General features: G+C 39.1%; 14 protein-coding genes and 2 pseudogenes. 4 read left to right on the forward strand and 12 right to left on the reverse strand.

All coding sequences use genetic code 11. The annotated features are described in order from the left end of the window. Positions 1–88: 88 nt before the first annotated feature. Positions 89–1,183 carry a cell envelope integrity TolA family protein gene (locus HJP15_RS10280; RefSeq protein ID WP_170173705.1) on the forward strand — a complete coding sequence of 365 codons (1,095 nt, stop codon included), beginning with the start codon at positions 89–91 and terminating at the stop codon, positions 1,181–1,183. Between the two features lie 168 nt (positions 1,184–1,351). Here HJP15_RS10280 and HJP15_RS10285 read toward each other — a convergent pair. From HJP15_RS10285 to HJP15_RS10295, 3 genes and pseudogenes are all read right to left on the reverse strand, one after another. Beyond that, a pseudogene (locus HJP15_RS10285) lies at positions 1,352–2,078 on the reverse strand (SIR2 family NAD-dependent protein deacylase). A 2-nt stretch (positions 2,079–2,080) separates the two neighbouring features. After that, positions 2,081–3,097: a Kelch repeat-containing protein gene (locus HJP15_RS10290; protein WP_170173706.1), complete on the reverse strand. Its 1,017-nt coding sequence runs from the start codon at positions 3,095–3,097 to the stop codon at positions 2,081–2,083. Between the two features lie 29 nt (positions 3,098–3,126). Continuing rightward, entirely contained in the window at positions 3,127–4,152 is a 1,026-nt protein-coding gene (locus HJP15_RS10295) for a GGDEF domain-containing protein (RefSeq protein ID WP_349304620.1), read from the reverse strand. A gap of 486 nt (positions 4,153–4,638) precedes the next feature. Between HJP15_RS10295 and HJP15_RS10300 the strand changes: the two genes are divergently transcribed. From HJP15_RS10300 to dld, 3 genes are read left to right on the forward strand one after another with little or no spacing between them, the layout of a single operon-like run. Further along, positions 4,639–5,196, forward strand: a complete 558-nt coding sequence (locus HJP15_RS10300) for a DJ-1/PfpI family protein (RefSeq protein ID WP_170173707.1) — start codon at positions 4,639–4,641, stop codon at positions 5,194–5,196. Positions 5,197–5,230: 34 nt separating this feature from the next. Beyond that, on the forward strand, positions 5,231–5,629 hold the full coding sequence (locus HJP15_RS10305) for a ribbon-helix-helix domain-containing protein (RefSeq protein WP_054204105.1): 399 nt from the start codon (positions 5,231–5,233) through the stop codon (positions 5,627–5,629). 7 nt (positions 5,630–5,636) lie between these two features. Beyond that, positions 5,637–7,337, forward strand: coding sequence for a D-lactate dehydrogenase (gene dld / locus HJP15_RS10310; RefSeq protein WP_170173708.1), 1,701 nt, complete (start codon positions 5,637–5,639; stop codon positions 7,335–7,337). Positions 7,338–7,452: 115 nt separating this feature from the next. On the opposite strand, the gene HJP15_RS10315 is transcribed toward dld, so the two are convergent. From HJP15_RS10315 to HJP15_RS10355, 9 genes and pseudogenes are all read right to left on the reverse strand, one after another. After that, entirely contained in the window at positions 7,453–9,195 is a 1,743-nt protein-coding gene (locus tag HJP15_RS10315) for an SWIM zinc finger family protein (protein ID WP_170173709.1), read from the reverse strand. A 94-nt stretch (positions 9,196–9,289) separates the two neighbouring features. Beyond that, positions 9,290–9,403: pseudogene (locus HJP15_RS22430) on the reverse strand (hypothetical protein); the annotation flags it as partial. Positions 9,404–9,573: 170 nt separating this feature from the next. Beyond that, positions 9,574–10,131, reverse strand: a complete 558-nt coding sequence (locus HJP15_RS10325) for a hypothetical protein (RefSeq protein WP_170173710.1) — start codon at positions 10,129–10,131, stop codon at positions 9,574–9,576. A gap of 276 nt (positions 10,132–10,407) precedes the next feature. Then, positions 10,408–10,701: a cyclic-phosphate processing receiver domain-containing protein gene (locus HJP15_RS10330; RefSeq protein WP_054452308.1), complete on the reverse strand. Its 294-nt coding sequence runs from the start codon at positions 10,699–10,701 to the stop codon at positions 10,408–10,410. 73 nt (positions 10,702–10,774) lie between these two features. Then, the gene (locus HJP15_RS10335; protein ID WP_170173711.1) at positions 10,775–11,866 is read right to left on the reverse strand and encodes a cell division protein FtsZ; all 1,092 of its coding nucleotides are present in this window, start codon (positions 11,864–11,866) and stop codon (positions 10,775–10,777) included. Positions 11,867–11,938: 72 nt separating this feature from the next. Then, positions 11,939–12,913, reverse strand: coding sequence for a helix-turn-helix transcriptional regulator (locus HJP15_RS10340; RefSeq protein ID WP_170173712.1), 975 nt, complete (start codon positions 12,911–12,913; stop codon positions 11,939–11,941). Positions 12,914–12,928: 15 nt separating this feature from the next. Continuing rightward, complete coding sequence (locus HJP15_RS10345; protein ID WP_170173713.1) at positions 12,929–15,505, reverse strand: DEAD/DEAH box helicase family protein; 2,577 nt, start codon at positions 15,503–15,505, stop codon at positions 12,929–12,931. Next, the gene (locus tag HJP15_RS10350) at positions 15,498–17,483 is read right to left on the reverse strand and encodes a phospholipase D-like domain-containing protein (RefSeq protein ID WP_170173714.1); all 1,986 of its coding nucleotides are present in this window, start codon (positions 17,481–17,483) and stop codon (positions 15,498–15,500) included. The genes HJP15_RS10345 and HJP15_RS10350 overlap by 8 nt, the downstream gene beginning before the upstream one ends. Further along, the gene (locus tag HJP15_RS10355; protein WP_170173715.1) at positions 17,476–18,735 is read right to left on the reverse strand and encodes a hypothetical protein; all 1,260 of its coding nucleotides are present in this window, start codon (positions 18,733–18,735) and stop codon (positions 17,476–17,478) included. The genes HJP15_RS10350 and HJP15_RS10355 overlap by 8 nt, the downstream gene beginning before the upstream one ends.

Raw genomic sequence — 18,735 nt, forward strand, 5'->3', positions numbered from 1 at the left:
GGCTCTGCCTTGCCTAAATACCAAACATACTGCTGCAAAATCAATCACGAAAGGTCAACACGCCCTAGATAAAAGCACACAAAAAATAGTGTCTATTGACGAAGTGGCTCAAGGTAAAAATTGTAATTGTATTTGTTTGAGTTGCAATCTTGATTTAGTTGCTAGTAAAGGCGAAGTCAACGTACACCACTTTAAACACAAGAATAAAGATACCACTGAAGATGCTTGTGAAATTAGCTTTGAACGGTGTGTATTTTGGATGTGTAGAGAGGTATTTGAATCTACAGACTCAATTGCTTTACCAGCTTATAATGTATTTGTAACCGATCCAGAAAGTGATATTGACGTCGAATTAAACGTTATTCCTGAAGAAACAGCTTCTTTTTCCTACTCGTATTATAAAACCTCAATCGCTTTAGATCAGTCTTGCACTTTTTTTGTATGTATCAACTCTCAAAAAGTCGCTATAACCGTAAATTTCGACCCTGATTTTAATAGTAAGACACCGTATGTAATTGATGGTGAAAAATTAGCTCATATAATTGTTGATCTTGAAGGTTCAAGAGAAATATTTGAACGTCACAATATATCTTTTAGGCAGGTTATTATTGATTTATTAACGAATAACCTCACTAACAAAAAATGGCTTTATCACCCGTTTGAAGAACAAGTAAAAAAGTCATTTTATGACCACAAGTTAGAACAAACTAAAGCTTATGCTGCAAAACAAGTTGAGCTTGAGTGCGAAAGACTTGCAGCTATAGAAAGGGCTATAGAAGAACAAAAAAAAGAAGATGCTAAAACCCAAGCTGAGCTTGAGCGTGAAAAACTTGCAGCTATAGAAACCCGAAAGTTAAAAGAAGCATTAAGATTACAAGCTAAAAATAATAAGGTTGATTTTTCAAATGAAGATAAAGTAAAAAGAATTGGCCTGATAGAGTGCTTTGATTCGTTTTTGCTTCGCAATAATGAAATAAAACGTTGTAGTCGCTGTCACTTTCCACAAATTATTACATTAAGAAAATGTGATTGCTGTGGTTACTCATTTTTTGAGTCAAATTATTTTTCAATAACTCCTGATAATTTAAAAATTATCCTTGCTCATGAATCTTTACGAGCTATAAGTGATCAAAAACTACATAACAAAGGCTTGCTTGATCTCCTTATTTCTACTTCTGATTAGAAGATTAGAGCAGTCTCGGAAGTAGACAGCCCTTTAAAAATAACAACTTTTGCTTTGAATTACTTTATGTTTGATCATGGCCTTAAATTTCACAAAAGACCAGGCATTAAAAAGCCTCAACTGAAGAGCATGTTGAGGCTTTTTAATTTGTAACATTACGGTTGAAATTTAGCCCTTAAATGTAGAATCAATATATTCCAGTGCGGTCATTTTTTTATAGCTCACATTAGGGTGCATAATGTGTGCAGGCTCAGGGTCGACTACCTCTACAGGAATAGCATAACTGCGTGCGACCTCAAGTGCCATTTGAGTAATGTTGACACTAAACGAAGTGCCCATAAAGACTATTTTGTCAGCATCCGCCATACGTTGCTGCGCTTCACTAATACGGTAAAGCTCGGTGTAGTATTCGTCAAAATAACAACACAAAAGGTTTGAAAGACTGGTTCAATACAGGCTGTTGATTATCGATTTTAAACAACTCAAGTAATGAGTCGTGTAAACAGCTTTCGTCTACATCATCCCACGGCGTAGTGTGCGGTGTTACGTCATCGCCCTGATGATGAAACACCGTCATTTGATCAAGTCTGCCATGAATAGCAATGTAATTTTTATTACCTGCTTTACCATCGAGTCCGTCTATATTTTGAGTGATTAAGTTTTTATCGCTAAGCCAGTGATGTACTTCATTAGGTCCATGATTACGATAAGTGGCAAATCGATGATAATACCACGCTAAAAACTGCCGTGGGTTGTTTTCATACATTGCCCGAGTAGCCATTTCCATCGGTGTGTAGTTTTTACTGCCGATAGTCCAGTAGCCGTCTTCGCCCCGAAAAGTCGGGATACCACTGGCGGCACTGACACCCGCGCCAGTGATGTATAGAGTATTCATAGTTAATCCTTAACCATATGTGCTAATACTAAGTCAGTAACTTGCTGATTGTTATCCATTCCACCGATTCGATAAAAAATACCATCGTGCTCAAGTAAACCACGGTGATCCATACTTGAGGATTCAGCCGGGGCAAGCACATTCCAGCGATTACTTACAATATCAAAACGCCACACGTGGTTGCTCGCTGGTGCTGGTTTACCGTTGTACCCCATGCCATCGTAATTATAGGGATTTGACGATCCTGCAAGCATATAAATAGCACCGTTAAAGCGGGTGGCCGCCATACGATAATGTGATGTTCCCGTTGGATGTGGCAACGTGCGCCAATCAATTTTTAATGGGTTATTATCATCAATAGTGCCTTTTAAACACTGAGCAACGCTTGCAAATGATCGACGTTTATCAACGTTTGCCTGCGTTTTTACGCCATCACACACCACAATTGTATTCCCACTAATTGCAGCGGCTTGACCAAATACCGGTTCACCTAAAAATGGCGATGCCTGTTGCCATGTATCGGTTTTTATATCGTACACTTGCACAAGATTTACATTGCCATCGTTATGCCAACCGCTGACTAAGTAGATATAACGCTGCTGATAAGTGAGTGCTACGCTGTCGTCAACTGGAACCGGCATTGTACTAAGCTCAGTGTAGCTATCGTTTTTTAAATCATAACGGTATACATCAGGGCTGGAAATTTCGCTATGATCTGCGCTTAGCGTATAACCACCAAATACATACGCATATTCACCTACACCAACGGCTGTACTGGCTAAACGGCCTTTAATTGATAAGCTACTGGGAACGGGTGCTTTAGCGTGCCATTTAGCGTCGCCTAGTTTTAATGCCCACACTTTATTGTGCACACTGGTATGATCTTTACTCGCGCCAATGCCCATAAAACTTAAAAAATAGGGCTGCTCATTCACAATTACTTTTGCTACTGCATTATTTGCAACTGGTTCGGGTAATACTGGAAGCGCGCTAAGCGCAATCGACAACAATAAACTCATTAGACCTCATTAAACCTCATTAAACCTCATTAAGCACAAGTACGGTTTTTACCACTATTTTTTGCTTGATAGAGTAAAGCGTCGGCATGTTGAATGTCGCGCTCAATTGCAGATGAATCTGTGATCTCAGCAATCCCCATACTCACGGTGATGCTTATAGTATAACCGTCAATATGCAGCGGCTGTGATTTAAGTGCGCCATGCAACGTATCTGTTAATTGTAACGCTTTTGCTTTGTCTTTATTTGGTAAAACAAATAAAAACTCCTCGCCGCCCCAGCGTGCCACTAAGTCGTTATGTATAAGCTGCTGCGTAAAAATACCAGCAAGGTGGGTTAATGCATGGTCTCCTACAAAATGACCATACTGATCGTTTATTTTTTTAAAATCATCTACATCAAGCAATATAATCGAAAAGACAGGATTAATATCGTTACTTTTTAATTCCGCCAGCTTTGCCATCATACTGCGTCTATTGGGTAGGTTAGTTAGTGGGTCTATAGTGGCAAGTAATTCATTTTTTTGCGCTAAAAGCGTCAATTTTTCACTGTGGTGTTGCCTAAAGTGTTCATATAATCCACTTAGTGCAGCCACTATAATAAACGTTAAAATAATACGGGAAGGAAAATGTAAAGTACCGTAATCGGTAAATTGAAAAGTAGACGCTAAATAAAAGGCATACAACATTACTAATACAAAAAAGAAAATATCAACAATGCCTTTTTTAAAACCACGAATAAAAAAGGTGATCGGTGCAACAACATAAATCCACAATGGCCCAGTTCCGTGACTCCCTCCGGTTAAAACCAAGTAGAACATCAAAATATAAATGGTGTATAAAATAGTGGTCGAAGCAAGTAATAACCGCTTATGTAAAAATGCAGTAACAAAAAATGAAATTACAAAACAGATGGACGCTATAACAAGTACTAAACTTAGTACCCCTAAGCCGCCCCAAAATGCCATAACAGACATAAAACTGGTAGTTAAAAAACCAATTACGGAAAATAATTTTATTATTAGCTTTCGTTGCGCTAAATCTGAATAGTTACTCACTGATAAATCTACACCATATAATTAAATCAAATACGTACCTAAATCCTAAAAGCTCCGCCGTTAATGCTGTGCAGGGGGATTTATCTGCTAATACGTTATGGCCATTTATAAACTTTAAATTATAAATATGCTACTAAAAACGATATATATTATTCCATTTAGTTTAGTACCCAAGAATTTTAGGGACATAACCATAATTTAAGCTTTAGCGGCATTTAAAGCATCATGATTTAATATTAAGCGCCCATCGACGCAGTGATCTCTTCTTTTTGAACTAAAACACCCTTTAAGAGATTATCTATTACAAACTTTAAATGTGATTTAGCCAACGTTTAATAATATGCAAAAACCCGACAAAATAGCTCTGTGTAGTATTTGGATATTACCCGCTCCGGATCCACATATGTTTTACTAGACTCTCTTATATTTTTGTATTTGAACGCACTTAAAGCAGCGAGCAAATACCTATTAAATTTGGAGCACAGCATGGCTAGAGTACTAATGATCACCGGTGATTTTGTCGAAGACTATGAAAACATGGTGCCTTTTCAAGCTTTATTAGCAATGGGACACGATGTTGATGCCGTATGCCCTGATAAAAAAGCAGGCGATACAATCGCAACGTCAATTCATGATTTTGAAGGCGACCAAACTTATACAGAAAAACGCGGCCATAACTTTGCATTAAACGCGACATTTGCCGAGCTTAATGTAAATGACTACGATGCGCTTTATTTACCCGGTGGCCGTGCCCCTGAGTATTTACGTTTAAACCCTAAAGTAATCGAAATTATTCAACACTTTGCAACGGCAGATAAACCCATTGCTTCTATTTGCCACGGCCCACAATTACTCACCGCTGCAGGAGTGCTTGAAGGTAAAAAAGTATCAGCATACCCTGCTTGCCAGCCAGAAATAAAAATGGCGGGTGCACAATACGTAGATTTACCGATGGACGGCGCAATCACAGATGGTAAATTAGTAACGGCCCCGGCATGGCCTGCACACCCTGCCATGTTAAAGCAATTTGCGGCATTGTTATAAGCACTGCTAATACAGCATCGAGAGGTTAATTTTTATGTGCCAACTTTTTATTAATGCCGACAGCCGCTTATGGACCTGTCGTACCAAATCTTTGCGTATTGATGGCGTTGTTACCTCAATCCGTTTAGAAGAGTTTTTTTGGGATATTTTAGAAGAAGTCGCATTTCGTGATCAAATGACCGTAAACCAAATGATCACTAAGTTGTATCTTGAGTCTCTTGATGCTGATCACGACATAGGTAACTTCACGTCATTTTTGCGTGTGTGCTGTTCGCGCTATTTATCGTTGGTTGCCGATGGCAATTTAACCCGAGAAGACGCATTACCCTTAAATGATATAGACGCAACGCATTTGTTAGAACAAGAAAAACTACGTACCAGCGTGCGTAAAAACCTATTTAATGACACATCATTAAAGCCTTCACTAAATTAGAGCTCTTATGTCACAGTCACAGTCACAGTCACAGTTAGTCGCATCATTAAAAAAAATCGTTGGCGTTCGTTATGTATTAACAAGCGACCGCGCCACAGCGCCTTATCGTACAGGCTTTAGAGAAGGCCATGGACCCGCGCTTGCGGTAGTAAAACCTGCCACACTATTACAGCAATGGCATATTTTACAAGCCTGTGTAAGCGCCAATGTCATTGTTATTATGCAAGCGGCCAATACCGGCTTAACGGGCGGCTCAACCCCAACTCAAGGGTGTGACCGTAATACGGTTATTATTAACACAACACGAATTAGCGATATTCAAGTACTGCCCGCGCAACAACAAATTGTGGCATTTCCAGGGGCTAGCTTATTCTCACTAGAAAAAGCCCTCGCCCCGTATGGCCGAGTGCCACACTCCGTTATCGGCTCCTCGTGCATTGGCGCATCGATTGTTGGCGGCGTATGTAATAACTCAGGTGGCGCATTAGTGGAACGTGGCCCAGCGTATACTGAGCTTGCCTTATATGCACAAATAAACAGTGATGGTAACCTTAGTTTAATTAATAATTTAGATATTGACCTTGGTGATACACCAGAGCAAATACTCACTAACTTACAAAATAAGAAATACAGCGAACACGATGTAAAAACAACAGCAAAAAAAGCCTCTGATCGAGAATACGCTAACTGGGTGCGTAAAACGGATGATGATACCCCTGCACGCTTTAATGCTGACCCACGGCGCTTGCACCAAGCCAGCGGCTGCGCAGGCAAACTCGCTGTTTTTGCAGTACGTGTAGACACCTTTGCCAAAAACGAACAAGAACTTACTTTCTATCTTGGTACTAATTCATCGACCGCATTACAAGCTGTACGCAAAATATTGCTAGAGCAAGCCACCAGCTTGCCTGTTTACGCTGAGTATTTGCACCGCGATATTTTTGAACTTGCTGATAACTACGGCCGCGATACGGTTTTACTCATAAAAAACCTAGGCACAAACTGGCTACCTAAGTTTTTTAATATTAAGCGCCAACTTGATGCTGTATGCCAAAAGCTGCCTTTTTTACCAAAAAACACCATTGATAAATTAGTTTATCGCCTTGCTAAGCTGTTCCCAAGCCAAACGCCAAAGAAACTCCAACAATGGAACAAGCAATACCAACACCAATTAATTTTGACTGTCAAAGGGGATGCTCACCAGCAAACTCTAGCACTGCTTGAGCAAGTTAAAAAAGACTACCAACTTGATTTTTTTCAGTGTAGCGAACAAGAAGCAAAAGCAGCGTATTTGCTGCGTTTTGCAGCCGCAGGCGCAGCAGTACAATATGCAAAAATAAACCATAACGAAGTTGAAGGTATTCTCGCGCTAGATATTGCACTCAAGCGTAACGACAACGAATGGTTTGAAAAGCTACCACCCAGCATTACCGATAAACTAGTGAGTAAACTTTATTACGGCCACTTTTTGTGTCACGTATTTCATCAAGACTATTTAGTACGTAAAGGCGAAGACTGCAAAGCCGTAAAAGCGGCTTTACTCGCACTGTTAGAGCAACGTGGTGCCGAATATCCTGCAGAGCATAACGTAGGGCATCATTATCATGCCAAACCTGCCTTGGCCGATAATTACCGACACTTAGACCCAACCAATACCTTAAATGCAGGCATCGGCGGCATGTCTAAAAAGCGTGATTACGCAGAGTAACGTATAGCTGCGGGCTTACCGTGTGTAAGTCCGCGTTAAATCCACGCTAAATCATTGCAAGCCCAATAAAAACAACCAACTCAATTTTGCAGACACCGTCTGCAAAATTTAATTATTAAAAACACTCAGGAAAGTATTCTCGCAATAGCTTCATCATATTACGTTTTTGTTTAAAGCTTTTAGCGAGTGTACCAATCATGTCATACAATAGCGTGCAGTCAGCGTTGGTGTCTTTTAAGTTTTTTTCTATTTTAATTAATAAATTAGTTGCTTCACGGTAAGCGTCATTATTGGTTTGTCCAATTATGTTGCTAAGTGATTTGTGATACAAGTCAATCGACTCTTGTGGGTATTGCGCCATAATTAAACCAGCCAACGTTATCAATTGGCTCGACTTAACCTCATGTTTTGCAGCTAATGAACGTGCTTTTGCAATGTCGTTTTGATCAATATAAAAATCCAGTAACTCACTCGGATAATTAGTAAAGCGATAAGCACCTTGGTTTGATTTAGCCGCTTTATCTGACAAAGAAAGTAATAATTGCTCTACCTTTTGCGTAAACTCTGCATCAATGATACCGGTTTTTAGTTGTAGCGTTTGTAAGTTTTTAAAGCCATTAAAACTCGGGCTATCAACAAATAACTGCCACGCTATTGCCCATGCGGCCTTAAATTCTGATAACTCAAGGCGAAGTGCTATTTCATCACGTTTACATGCCAACACTTCATGGGACTTATTTGCCCGTTGATACGCTTGCTTTAAATAGTACTCGGCATCTAATAAGTCATTACGCGCTTTGCAAAGTGCAGCTATTTTTAAATAATCATCTGAATCATGGGCTGTTAGTTTAATTAAACGCAGTTGCTCTTGCCAATCATCCTGTTCTTGCGCTTGTTTTATCAATACCGAGGTAAGGCGTGTAAGTGCGTTTTTTTGTCTCCAGTCATCAAAATCAACGCCTGCTTGCAGTCGTTTTTCTATTGCCGCTGTACACTGTGATAAAAACAAGGTATTTACACTTGGCGTTATGTCAAAGTCATGCGGCACACTCGGGAATACATCGTATTTATAATCTTCAAAGTGCTCAAAAATCCACTGCGCTTTTTGTTCATCAGACCAAGGTAGTTGATTAAAAAGTTCGCTCAATTTTTGGTTAAGACTCCCCTCTATCTCAAAGCGAAAGCCGCCCGAGTCATCTATCCCCTCAAGCACTGTATTTAAACGTACCAAGGCTTTAAGATTCAGCAGCCATTGCTGATCAACGGGCAGTTTTTCTATTGCAGGGAATATCATTTCAAACAATGAGTCTGCCTCAGCAAAATAGCCTCGCACTTCACTCCAGCCCCATATTTGCTTTTTAGGCAACGCCTTGGTGATAAGTTTACTTAGCTCCCCTGCGCCCATTGCCTGTTTATCGTTTGCCATTATAAGTACCCATTTGTCGTACTCATGCTCTGACTCGTCTAAAAAAGCCATGATTATATCGGTCAGTTCAGTAGTGGGTTTATCTAAAAACCACGCGATGAGTTCACTGCGCTCATTATCTTGCGCTGTTTCATCATTAGCATTTGCATCAGCGAATTCAGCAGCGGATAAACTATTTACTTTGAGCGCCACGGCAACGCCATGTTTGCATATCTCTTGATAATCGCCTGCAGGGCATGTACAACTAGCCAAAAATTGCCCTGCCGTGTTATTTTCTAAAGTGACTTTGTATTTAAACTGCCCCGCCACGGTTGCCATTGCCTGGTTATCAATAATTAGCAACTTGCTAACATGGTTTGACGCAAACAAGCCATAACCAAGATCGTACGTTTTGCTCGATGCGCGCTGTATTATTTCGCCTAAATCAAACATGGTAATCAGTCCTTATTTACATAATTAAAATGCATTAATTTTTTTCCAATTCTTACTAAAGCATAATCTAATTGCGATACTAGCCATAAGCTGTTTACCCCTCTTTATTCGCTTTCACGCTCTGCGCTTGTTCAAATATTTCTTTGTATACTTCATCGCGGCTGATTGGTGGGTACTTAAATTTAGCCAGTATTAAAATAAGCTCTACTCTTAGGGATGATTCATAGCTTAGTTCTTAAGGAACATTGATCGCGTAACTTCCTATTTTAAAACGGCAAATGTCACTCTCTTTTTCAATGGATTGACGCTTACAATTTTCCGCTAGTAGCTTTAGTACACGGTGTATCTTGTGGCTGCACCGTGTTTGCTCCATGCAACCTAGAATATCATCCAACCAAAGATAACTGCACTTGCTCGCTCAGTTTCAACATCAGGACGAATATCTATTTCACAAGGCTGTTCGTTAAATAGGTCATAGGTAACATGCAACTCGATTGCGGCAGGGCTTACAGCAGTAAAGCGATCAGCAAAAACCTGAGCTAATTCATCATGTAGAGCAAATGAAGAGCCATCTTGTAATAACACGCGTTGTATTCCACGCTGGATAAAAAAGGTTTTATCCAGCGTGTTTAGAGTTAATTTAGACATCGCTTGAATAACGAGTTCACGGAGTAATTCAGTCAAGGCTGGTTTTCGGATTTGGTTATGAAAAGGTTTATAACTGATTGTGCAATCAGTCTGCGTTTTAAGGTTTTGATGGATATCTGACAAGTTAGCGTCTTGCAAGCAAGATAAGCTTTTGAATACGGCTTTGAGTAAAGAGACAATCGACAAACATCGATGGCGGACTTGAAACCCTGAGGTTTTTGCAAGCGCGATTAGGTGCTTTTCTGAGATGAGGGCTTTTAATTGATTTGAAACTTGGTTAATCTGCATGTGAACTTTGTTTTTAGTCATTTTTTTATTGGCGTAACTATTTGATCATTAACAGAGTTCAACTTCAAGTTTCTTAAGATCCAACCTATGTGCAAATATTAGAGTAGTGCTTACATATTGCTATACAACTTTGTCTTTGATTACAAAACCTATAAAGGGCTTTACTAGGTGGTGCAGATTGATTTCTTCTAAAAGCAGGGGTATCAAAAATATCCGATGCTTTTCACTCAGTGGCGATCACTTTAGAACGTGACTCATTTTTAGTCTCATTCAGTATTAATGCCTAGCCAGTAAATTAATTTGTGCAATTGCGCATTCCATTTTAATTCGTGCTGAGCTATTGGCTGAATGAACGGCTATTGTTGGTGGTACAAAGCCATCAATAAACACTGCCCGCTCAATCCAAAGTAAAACGTCATAGCCAGTGCCTTTGTTATCATTACCTAAATCATGATCAAGGCTGAGCTGTTTTACTTTTCCGCTCTTCAAAAATGCAATCACTTCATCAGGCCAATAGGCTCGTAACCAACCGGCTGGTGTTTCTCTTTCATCATCTAAATATACGTTCATAGGTATCTCACTGAAAAATGTTTTCAGACTCTGAAAGCAATAACTAACAACACTTTAAGCTATATAATAATAGTTATTTTCCAGATGGTGCTGGAGCTTGGTTACGTATAAACGCTGGTATGTCAAAAATATCAGAAGCTTGAGGTTTAACTCTTGCAGCTGGCGACTGTTCGACTTCGCTACTAGGCGCATTATTGAAAGGTTCAACAATCATCTTAGCGCTTGCACAGGTTGCGATGATCAACAGCTCATAATTAGTTGCTAAGCTCTCAATTTTAGATACACCACAGATCACTAGCGCATTAGGGCTTACTTGTTGGCGAACCGTGTCGGTAATGAGATTATAACTTCCTAATGAGATCTCGTCTTTACAGTTTACTTGCACAATAACACCCGAACTGGATGACATATCCACTTGGTTCACTAACGGATTATTGAGCGCGTCATCAAGTGCGTTAGGGAATTCATCCTCAAGATCACATTTACCCACACCTAAAACAGCATCACCTTTGCAATCCATAATTTTCGCAAAGTCATTTAAATCAACGTTAATCAAACCTTGATAGCACAGCATATCAATCAATGATTTGATAAGTGAGTGTAATATTTGGTTGCTGTGTTTAAATGCATCAAATAAATCAACGTCATCCCCTAACACCTGAATCAGCTGATCATTAGGTAAAGTGATCACTGCATTTGCATGCTCTTTTAAGGCGTTCAACCCGGTTTGTGCAACATGTGATCTAAACTGCCCTTCACTGCTAAAAGGCAGTGTTGCAACAAATATCACAGGCTTATTTTGTTCACGAGCAAGCTCTGCGATATAAGGACTCGCGCCGGTACCAGTACCACCACCTAGCCCTGTTGCGCACAATAAAATATCGCAGCTATTTATTAATGTTAACAGTTGATCTTTGCTTTCTTGCGCCGCTTGTAAACCAACCTCAGGATCGGCGCCAGCACCATGTGTCAGTTCAGCGCCAATCAGCACGGCATCATCACTTTGGGTATGTTCGAGCACTACTTTATCGGTATTAACACTAAATAACTTTGCTTGTTTACTCTCGCGCTGCTCATAAATACTATTTAACGTATTACAGCCACAACCTCCAATGCCAAATACACCAATAGATAAACCATCTTGCTGCTCAATTAATTGAAACATAACTACTCCTTAACTTTTAAAGGAGCATAACAAACCGGTGCGTCAAAAATTGACGCATCCAACTAATTAGAGTTATTGATAGTTACTAGCAGCCGCTTTAAGTTTTGTGATGATTCTTTTCCTGATTTGCTCAGGTTTTATAACTTCAAGCCAATGAGCACATTTAAATAGCTCATTGGTGAGTTGTTCTGTATCAATCGTTTGATAGGTGAGTAATACATTTTTATCGTCAATATATTGTTTGTCAGTCAGCTCACCAAGTTCAATAAAACCTTGATTAACTGCCGAGTGGCTGGGTACTGCCACAACTAACTCAATAGCCTCTTGCTTCATACCTTTATTAATAGCGCTACGTAACGATTTTAGTTGCTCAGCACTTGGCTCACGTCGTGTCTTTTGCAAAATGTGTACATTGCGAATGCGATAAACCGGCATTTGATAGCACTTATCGTGAAGCGACCCCACCATAAACTGCGCCATTAAAACACCGCCTTGTTCAACTAAATTATAAAAACTCAATTCAGCAAACTTTAACCAATGCGCCTCATCGTACAGCACCCTGTATAGCTCAGCACTCACTGCACGCTTATGTTTAATCGCATGCTCAATTTGCGCCACTAACTGACTATCAACATTCACTTTTAACGAAGGCTTAGGCAGAGTTGAGAGCCACTCAGGCAGATGGCCATTAACACGCTTTAACGCCTGCTCTGCTTTAATATGCACTGACTGCTTAACCTCACTGGGGACAGATTGCGGTAATAACTGCTCCAACAACAAATAATGTTCAGCCACTTCGCTGCTCATTACTTTTTCGTTAACACCGCGCCACTGCGCATTGATAGACCAACCATACGGTTTACTCCGCGTATCTTTTTCAAGACCGAAGCAACCTTGCTCGTAAAGTGATTGCAAGTCGCGCTGGAGCATTCGGGTTGAAAGGTCAAAGCCACGTTCAATTAACTGCTGTTGTAATTGTTGTGTCGAGATAGAGCTTGGCCCCATTGGCACAAGCTCGAGAATAAATAAATGACGATGTGAATTCATTAATAAACTTTTATATCAAGGAGTAAAATCCGGTGCAGCTGAGCATAATTCATCATAATAATGTGAAAACGCATCATCTCGTTCACTTATAGGGATGACAACTCCATGTAATTGTGAGCGAAGTTGATCCCAGCGTGCATGCAATACCTGCCAATTATATTCGTCATAAGTTCCCTTAAATATAACCTGCTTAATTTCAATAAACGGAAGCTCTCCCCCTTGGTCTTGTTGCTCATAAAACTCTTTCTCCCAACGAGATCCGAGCCTATCAACACGACCTATTTGTTGCTCAACAACGCCAGGATTCCACTCTGGGTGTAATAAATATACGAACCGACAAGCTTGATGTAAATTTAACCCTTCTCTTCCAACTACTGACTGTGCAACTAACACATAAGGAAAACTGTTCTTACGATTAAAACCCAGCTGTAACATGCGACGACTTGCCGCTGATGTATTCCCATACATTAAGCGCGCCATGCCACCTCTAACATGTTCATACTCTTCTTTTACCCTTGCTTCTATACAGGGCCAAAGCTTGCTTGCTTCTTTTTCATCTAATTGACCATCACCATCGGCATCACCTTCATTCTCTGCTGTGACTGCACCCATTAGATCAATAAAACCCTGAGCAACCTCTTCAGATGTTAAATTAAAATCGCTTGAATCTGATAGCTCATAAATAGCACGCGTCATAAAGGTAAGAACAGCATGTTCCTCTGAGCAGGCTTGTTCAACAGATTTTTTAAATGCTTTGAAGAGCTGTTCACAACGTGTATCCAATAAAGAGATTGAGTGTTCAATATTTTCAATCAGGTGTTGTTTAGTTTGATCAACTTGATTAGCATGCTTTTCATATTGACGTTTTAAACGATCATTTATTTCATCAATACTCCAATTTAAACCAAGTTGCTTTGACGCAAATTTGGCCGCATGCACTTCAGAGTCATCATTTTCTTTATCACTGATATGAACTTTAGTTTGAGGCCAAAACTCTTTTTTATCTAGCCTGCGTAGCATTTCTCTTGCATTTAATAAATTAACTAATATCCTCATAGGCTTGGTCAACTTACCAAACACTAATGCTTTTTGACCCAACATTAAATTATTTTCAATTTCTGAAATAACTTTTAATAATGCAGGATGTTGATATAACGATTCATCTCCACTTGCATATACCTCAGTAATCTGTTTTTTCCACCAGTGAGCCCGTTGAAGCTTTTTACTATCATCATTGTTCAAATCATTTTCTAGCTCGTCATCGTCATCTTCATGAGATGAATAAGCTGAGTTATCTATAATTGCAGCAATCCCGTGACCATTAGCTAGTGTAAGTCGTGCTCTTTTTGAAGTCGCATCTTGCATAATTGAAGCAGCAGATAGCCCTTCAACAGAGCACACTATTTGCTTCCACTGCTCTGATAGTTCTTCTACTTTAATTTCTACCTGGGTATGCTTCCTATATGCATTAATTGGTAAATTTGAAACAGAGTGAAATTGTTGAATTGTTGGGTCTTGTCGCTTATCCCTTCTTAATAAATAAGGTTTCAACGAATTCTCAAACGCTCTAGCGGCCCGCTGAAAACTCAACCGAGATTGCTCATCAACCTTCCAATATAACTTGAGTTTAGCGACAGCTTTAGCATAGTTATCAACACTCTTTAAAATAGGCTGCTGATCAGATTCGGATAACTCTATTCTATTGAGCATTTGTTGCCATTGCTCAACATTTAACTCAACAGGTGTAGCCGTCATAGCTAACCGGCGACCATTATCATTTTGAATAATAATTTCATTCAAAATTCGGCTTAAGCTACTGCTTTCACCTCGACTTTTATGTGCTTCATCTATAACAACTAAGTCAAATGAACCGAGTCCTAAACCTACCGTTTTTTCCAACAAATTTCGGTATTCACTTCCAGCAGAAAAATTATCCCCGCCAAATGAATTTACACCCCATTCAAAGTTTTCAATGATGCAATATAAAATTTTCTTTCTAGGATCACTATTCGATAAGTAATATGTTTGTTCAACTATTCTACGTGCGCAATATTCAGCATCCATATATTTTAGGTCTTCATGGCTATTGTAACCATTAGGTAACCTGTTATTTTTAGCTTTTCGCCACTGTGCATACACTTCTGGTAGCAGTGCCCAACGACTTGAATGAGAATTACCACCAATGCGCCAATTCGCAAAATTTTGAGATAATAAAATAACCGACTGTTTATCCCAATGCTCTTGCTTATCACCATCAGCCCAAGCAGACATAAAACGCCAGAGACTATTTACTGTGTGCTGTGGCGCTAAATCTGCTTCGCGATCATTAAGCTCTTTTTGCCATTGGAATCCTAATGTTGTGGGCACAATAATGGCTGTACGACCACCTGCTTGTTTAACAGCATGGATAAGCTCAACTGCTATTCGTGTTTTACCCATGCCAACTTCATCAGCAATAATTACTCCTGTGTTAGCTATCCTATTTAATATCGCATTTACACTTTCTTTTTGGGTTGAGTTCAGACGCTCATTGAATGCGAGAGTATCTTTTATTATTTTAGCAACCTTTTCCCAACCTAAAAAATTACTCACCTTTGCCTCCAAGCGTTATTAACTGATTCAATTCCAAACTATGTTCAATTTTTCTTAATAATGACTCATATAAACGACCTTGCTCAGTACTTGAGTCTTCTGCAAAAAGAGGTCTAAAAGGGGCTGCCCATAAAGGGGACAATGGATTAATATTAATTTCTTTAAAGTAAAAGATTGCTGCTGACTTACTCATTTGACAAAATATTTGCTCTAAACGATAACACCACTGTTCCCAGTTGAATGGATCTAGTTCTGTTTGTTTTTGTGCTACATGTTCAATCAATAACATCATTTTATTTATATAATAATTAGAACCTGATGCCTCTTGCTGACAATTTAATGCCACTGAATGACTTTCATCTAGCACCTCGCCATCGAAACCGTCCTCTGCGGGCAAAGTAGGGAATGCGCCTAGCAAGTTCCATGCGTCATCTATCTCTAACTCAGGCAAAGCGGTTGCTGCCATTCGTCCAAACTCATCGAATACAGGTATATAAATGCTGTGCGTCTCATCTTTGATATTCCACGTAACTTTCACTTGCCTCGGAGTATTATCGGGCCAAATTATATTTTCACCTTTACACTCACACGCGTAATTTTCAGCGTACCAAACTTGATAGCTTTTTGTATCATCAGTATTAGGTCGTAATAAGCAACCTGTCTTAGTTAAGCTACAAATAGTAAAATAACTTATCGGTGCAGCTACAAATTCACCGTCGAGTTCTGGCATCCCTTTCCCTGAGCACAACTGCGTAGCATCTGTAATAATAGTTTCTTCATCCCAATTAATAGGCAATTTATCACTAATACAATTAGCTGAGTCATCTTCGCCATACCAACTCAATTCTTTTGGAGAAAACACAACTCCCGCTTCTAGGTTGCCGCCATGCAAACTTGCTTTACTTAAAAAGCCAGGCGTTGTTAAATTTCCTGACCCTAAATACAACCATGATCTTTTGCAGATATCGTCACTTCCATTTTTGGCTGAAAATATAAACTTTGCATGCAATGATCTTCGATAATTTTTACTTTGATAAACAGCATCGTAAGCAGGCCTAACTGACCAATCATTTGTATTTAATATATCTAAAGTTTGAGCGACTAGTTGACAATTATCAGGGTTGACATAAATATCTTTTTCAGCTGTTTTAGTTAAGAGACCAGCCTGCTGTAATACTTTTTCAATCTCAGAAATCACTTTTGGCACTTTGCTCTTATTATCTCCACCTTCATAAAAACCAGAACCAAGGGCTAAATAATTGCACTTTGTATTATTACTATGTGTTTTTATTAAATGTGGTAACTGTGTAATGAGTGCTTGCTTTGTATTATCAAAAAAGCGAGGTTGTACATTTTTTACTGGCTTAATTTCACCTAAAACATGTTGATAGTGTTTAAACCTTAACGCTGTCGCTGTTGTTGTTGCTATTGCTGTTGCTTTATTTTCTATTCTTACGCTATTTAATATATCGATATTAAAAAAAGTTAAAGTGTGATTGATAAAATCATTCACCTTGGCAATATCAGTTTGCACTTGATGATTATCACTATAGGCTACTTCATAATCAATCGACCAAACCATATCTAAACTGTCTTCTATTGTTTGGCGTGTCCAATTCCCCGTAGACACAATAACCCTAATAATTTTTTGCTCTGTTAGCTTATTTTTAAATAGTAATAACGCTACTTTTGCATGTAACAATCTAAACTTTTTTTCTGTATTAGATTTAGCTGCTAAATGAACCAACCCAGGGCAGTCAACCGCAGATATCTGGTGATGGTTTGGGTCTAACATCATGGCTAAATAACCACTTCCTTCATAGGCTCTTTGTGATTTAATTGTTTGCGTAAACTTATCAAGTGCATCATTAAAAAAGTGAGTATCTGCCGAATATCCAGTCAACAAGCCAAATTCACCAATACAATCTGTCGGTGGCACAAAATAAGCCGATAAAGAAAGTGGTAATGGATTACTCATCTGCTTTCTCCTTTTTATTTAGCCACATATCAAGCTGCCCATCGAAGTCAATATTCAGTAAATACAAGTTCCAAAAACGAAATGAAACGCCTTTTGGAAACAAGCTTTCTGTTTCGCCAGCGTCGTTAGCTTCTTGCTGCTCGCCACCAAAAGCAGATCCTTTAATAACAGCTTTATCTCTTACTTTAAGTACTAAATTATCTCTTTCAACAACACTTAAAATAATTAATTCATCCTGACTTTGTAAGCATTCACGTGCAAAACTCAGCGCTAATTTATCAGGCGTAGGATCATGGCTTAAATTAACAAAACTAGTTGCTGCCGACTTCACTCTGGTTAATGCGTTTTGCAAATCTAAAGGAGTGCCTTTACGTAAATCTAAACTCCCCGACTTTTCATTAGCAACTGCGGTTTCAATAGCGTCTAATAACATCATCACACTATCTCTGAGTATGAAAAAGTAAGCTCCGCTTTTTATGTCTTTAAAATGTAAGTCTGTTAATTCTGATGGTTTTCGCCAATTTATACATGGGTTTGTATTTATATTACTAACCCACGTTAATGCATTTCTTCTTCGAAGTGCAGACTCATCATTACCAGAAACCAAACGATCTTTTAAAATGGCTTTAGCGTCTGCCGCTAAACTATAAATAGGCGCTAGCGCCTTTATTAAACCACTTACTCTAGGGCTTCTATGATTACCTAGCACCCACTTAACTAAAAAATTAACAATACTACTGTTATGACATTTAAAATCAGCGCAGCCGGCAATAACTAACTTCAATCCATTGTCGTTCAAACTATAGCTATTAAATCGCTCTCCTTGTGATTCAACTAACCCAAGCCCTGGTAATAATTGCACAGTAGCCATACGCATAGGCTGTGTTACATAATAATTGTTAGCGCCAACTACTTTATATGATAAATCTTTTGCACCTGCTAACTTGGAGTTTCCCCTTAACCTTTCATCAGACTGCCAATTATTTTTTTCAAACGACAAAATACAGCCGAGCGCTTCAATTACATTTGCAACTTGTATGTTACTTACCTGCTTACCTTCTAATCTTACTTTTTCAGCCACATGAATGCCCAAACAGGCTAAAAAAACATTTTTACTAAATTTTACCCCACCTAAATTAGGTACTGCCAAGTCATTAAATGCACGTACAGCAACTGCAAGACCCAAGGTGCGAGTACGTCGTTCAGATTCAAGTTTATCAGGGCCAAGTAGACCCCAGTTTATTATTGTCAT

Source organism: Pseudoalteromonas sp. NEC-BIFX-2020_002 (assembly GCF_013002825.1).
Lineage (GTDB): Bacteria > Pseudomonadota > Gammaproteobacteria > Enterobacterales > Alteromonadaceae > Pseudoalteromonas > Pseudoalteromonas neustonica.

Bases quoted from the DNA above. Each gene is read 5' to 3' on its own strand.
- HJP15_RS10290 (WP_170173706.1), bottom strand. From the start codon at position 3,097: ATGAGTTTATTGTTGTCGATTGCGCTTAGCGCGCTTCCAGTATTACCC.
- HJP15_RS10300 (WP_170173707.1), top strand. From the start codon at position 4,639: ATGGCTAGAGTACTAATGATCACCGGTGATTTTGTCGAAGACTATGAA.
- HJP15_RS10305 (WP_054204105.1), top strand. From the start codon at position 5,231: ATGTGCCAACTTTTTATTAATGCCGACAGCCGCTTATGGACCTGTCGT.
- dld (WP_170173708.1), top strand. From the start codon at position 5,637: ATGTCACAGTCACAGTCACAGTCACAGTTAGTCGCATCATTAAAAAAA.
- HJP15_RS10315 (WP_170173709.1), bottom strand. From the start codon at position 9,195: ATGTTTGATTTAGGCGAAATAATACAGCGCGCATCGAGCAAAACGTAC.
- HJP15_RS10325 (WP_170173710.1), bottom strand. From the start codon at position 10,131: ATGCAGATTAACCAAGTTTCAAATCAATTAAAAGCCCTCATCTCAGAA.
- HJP15_RS10330 (WP_054452308.1), bottom strand. From the start codon at position 10,701: ATGAACGTATATTTAGATGATGAAAGAGAAACACCAGCCGGTTGGTTA.
- HJP15_RS10335 (WP_170173711.1), bottom strand. From the start codon at position 11,866: ATGTTTCAATTAATTGAGCAGCAAGATGGTTTATCTATTGGTGTATTT.
- HJP15_RS10340 (WP_170173712.1), bottom strand. From the start codon at position 12,913: ATGAATTCACATCGTCATTTATTTATTCTCGAGCTTGTGCCAATGGGG.
- HJP15_RS10350 (WP_170173714.1), bottom strand. From the start codon at position 17,483: ATGAGTAATCCATTACCACTTTCTTTATCGGCTTATTTTGTGCCACCG.
- HJP15_RS10355 (WP_170173715.1), bottom strand. From the start codon at position 18,735: ATGACAATAATAAACTGGGGTCTACTTGGCCCTGATAAACTTGAATCT.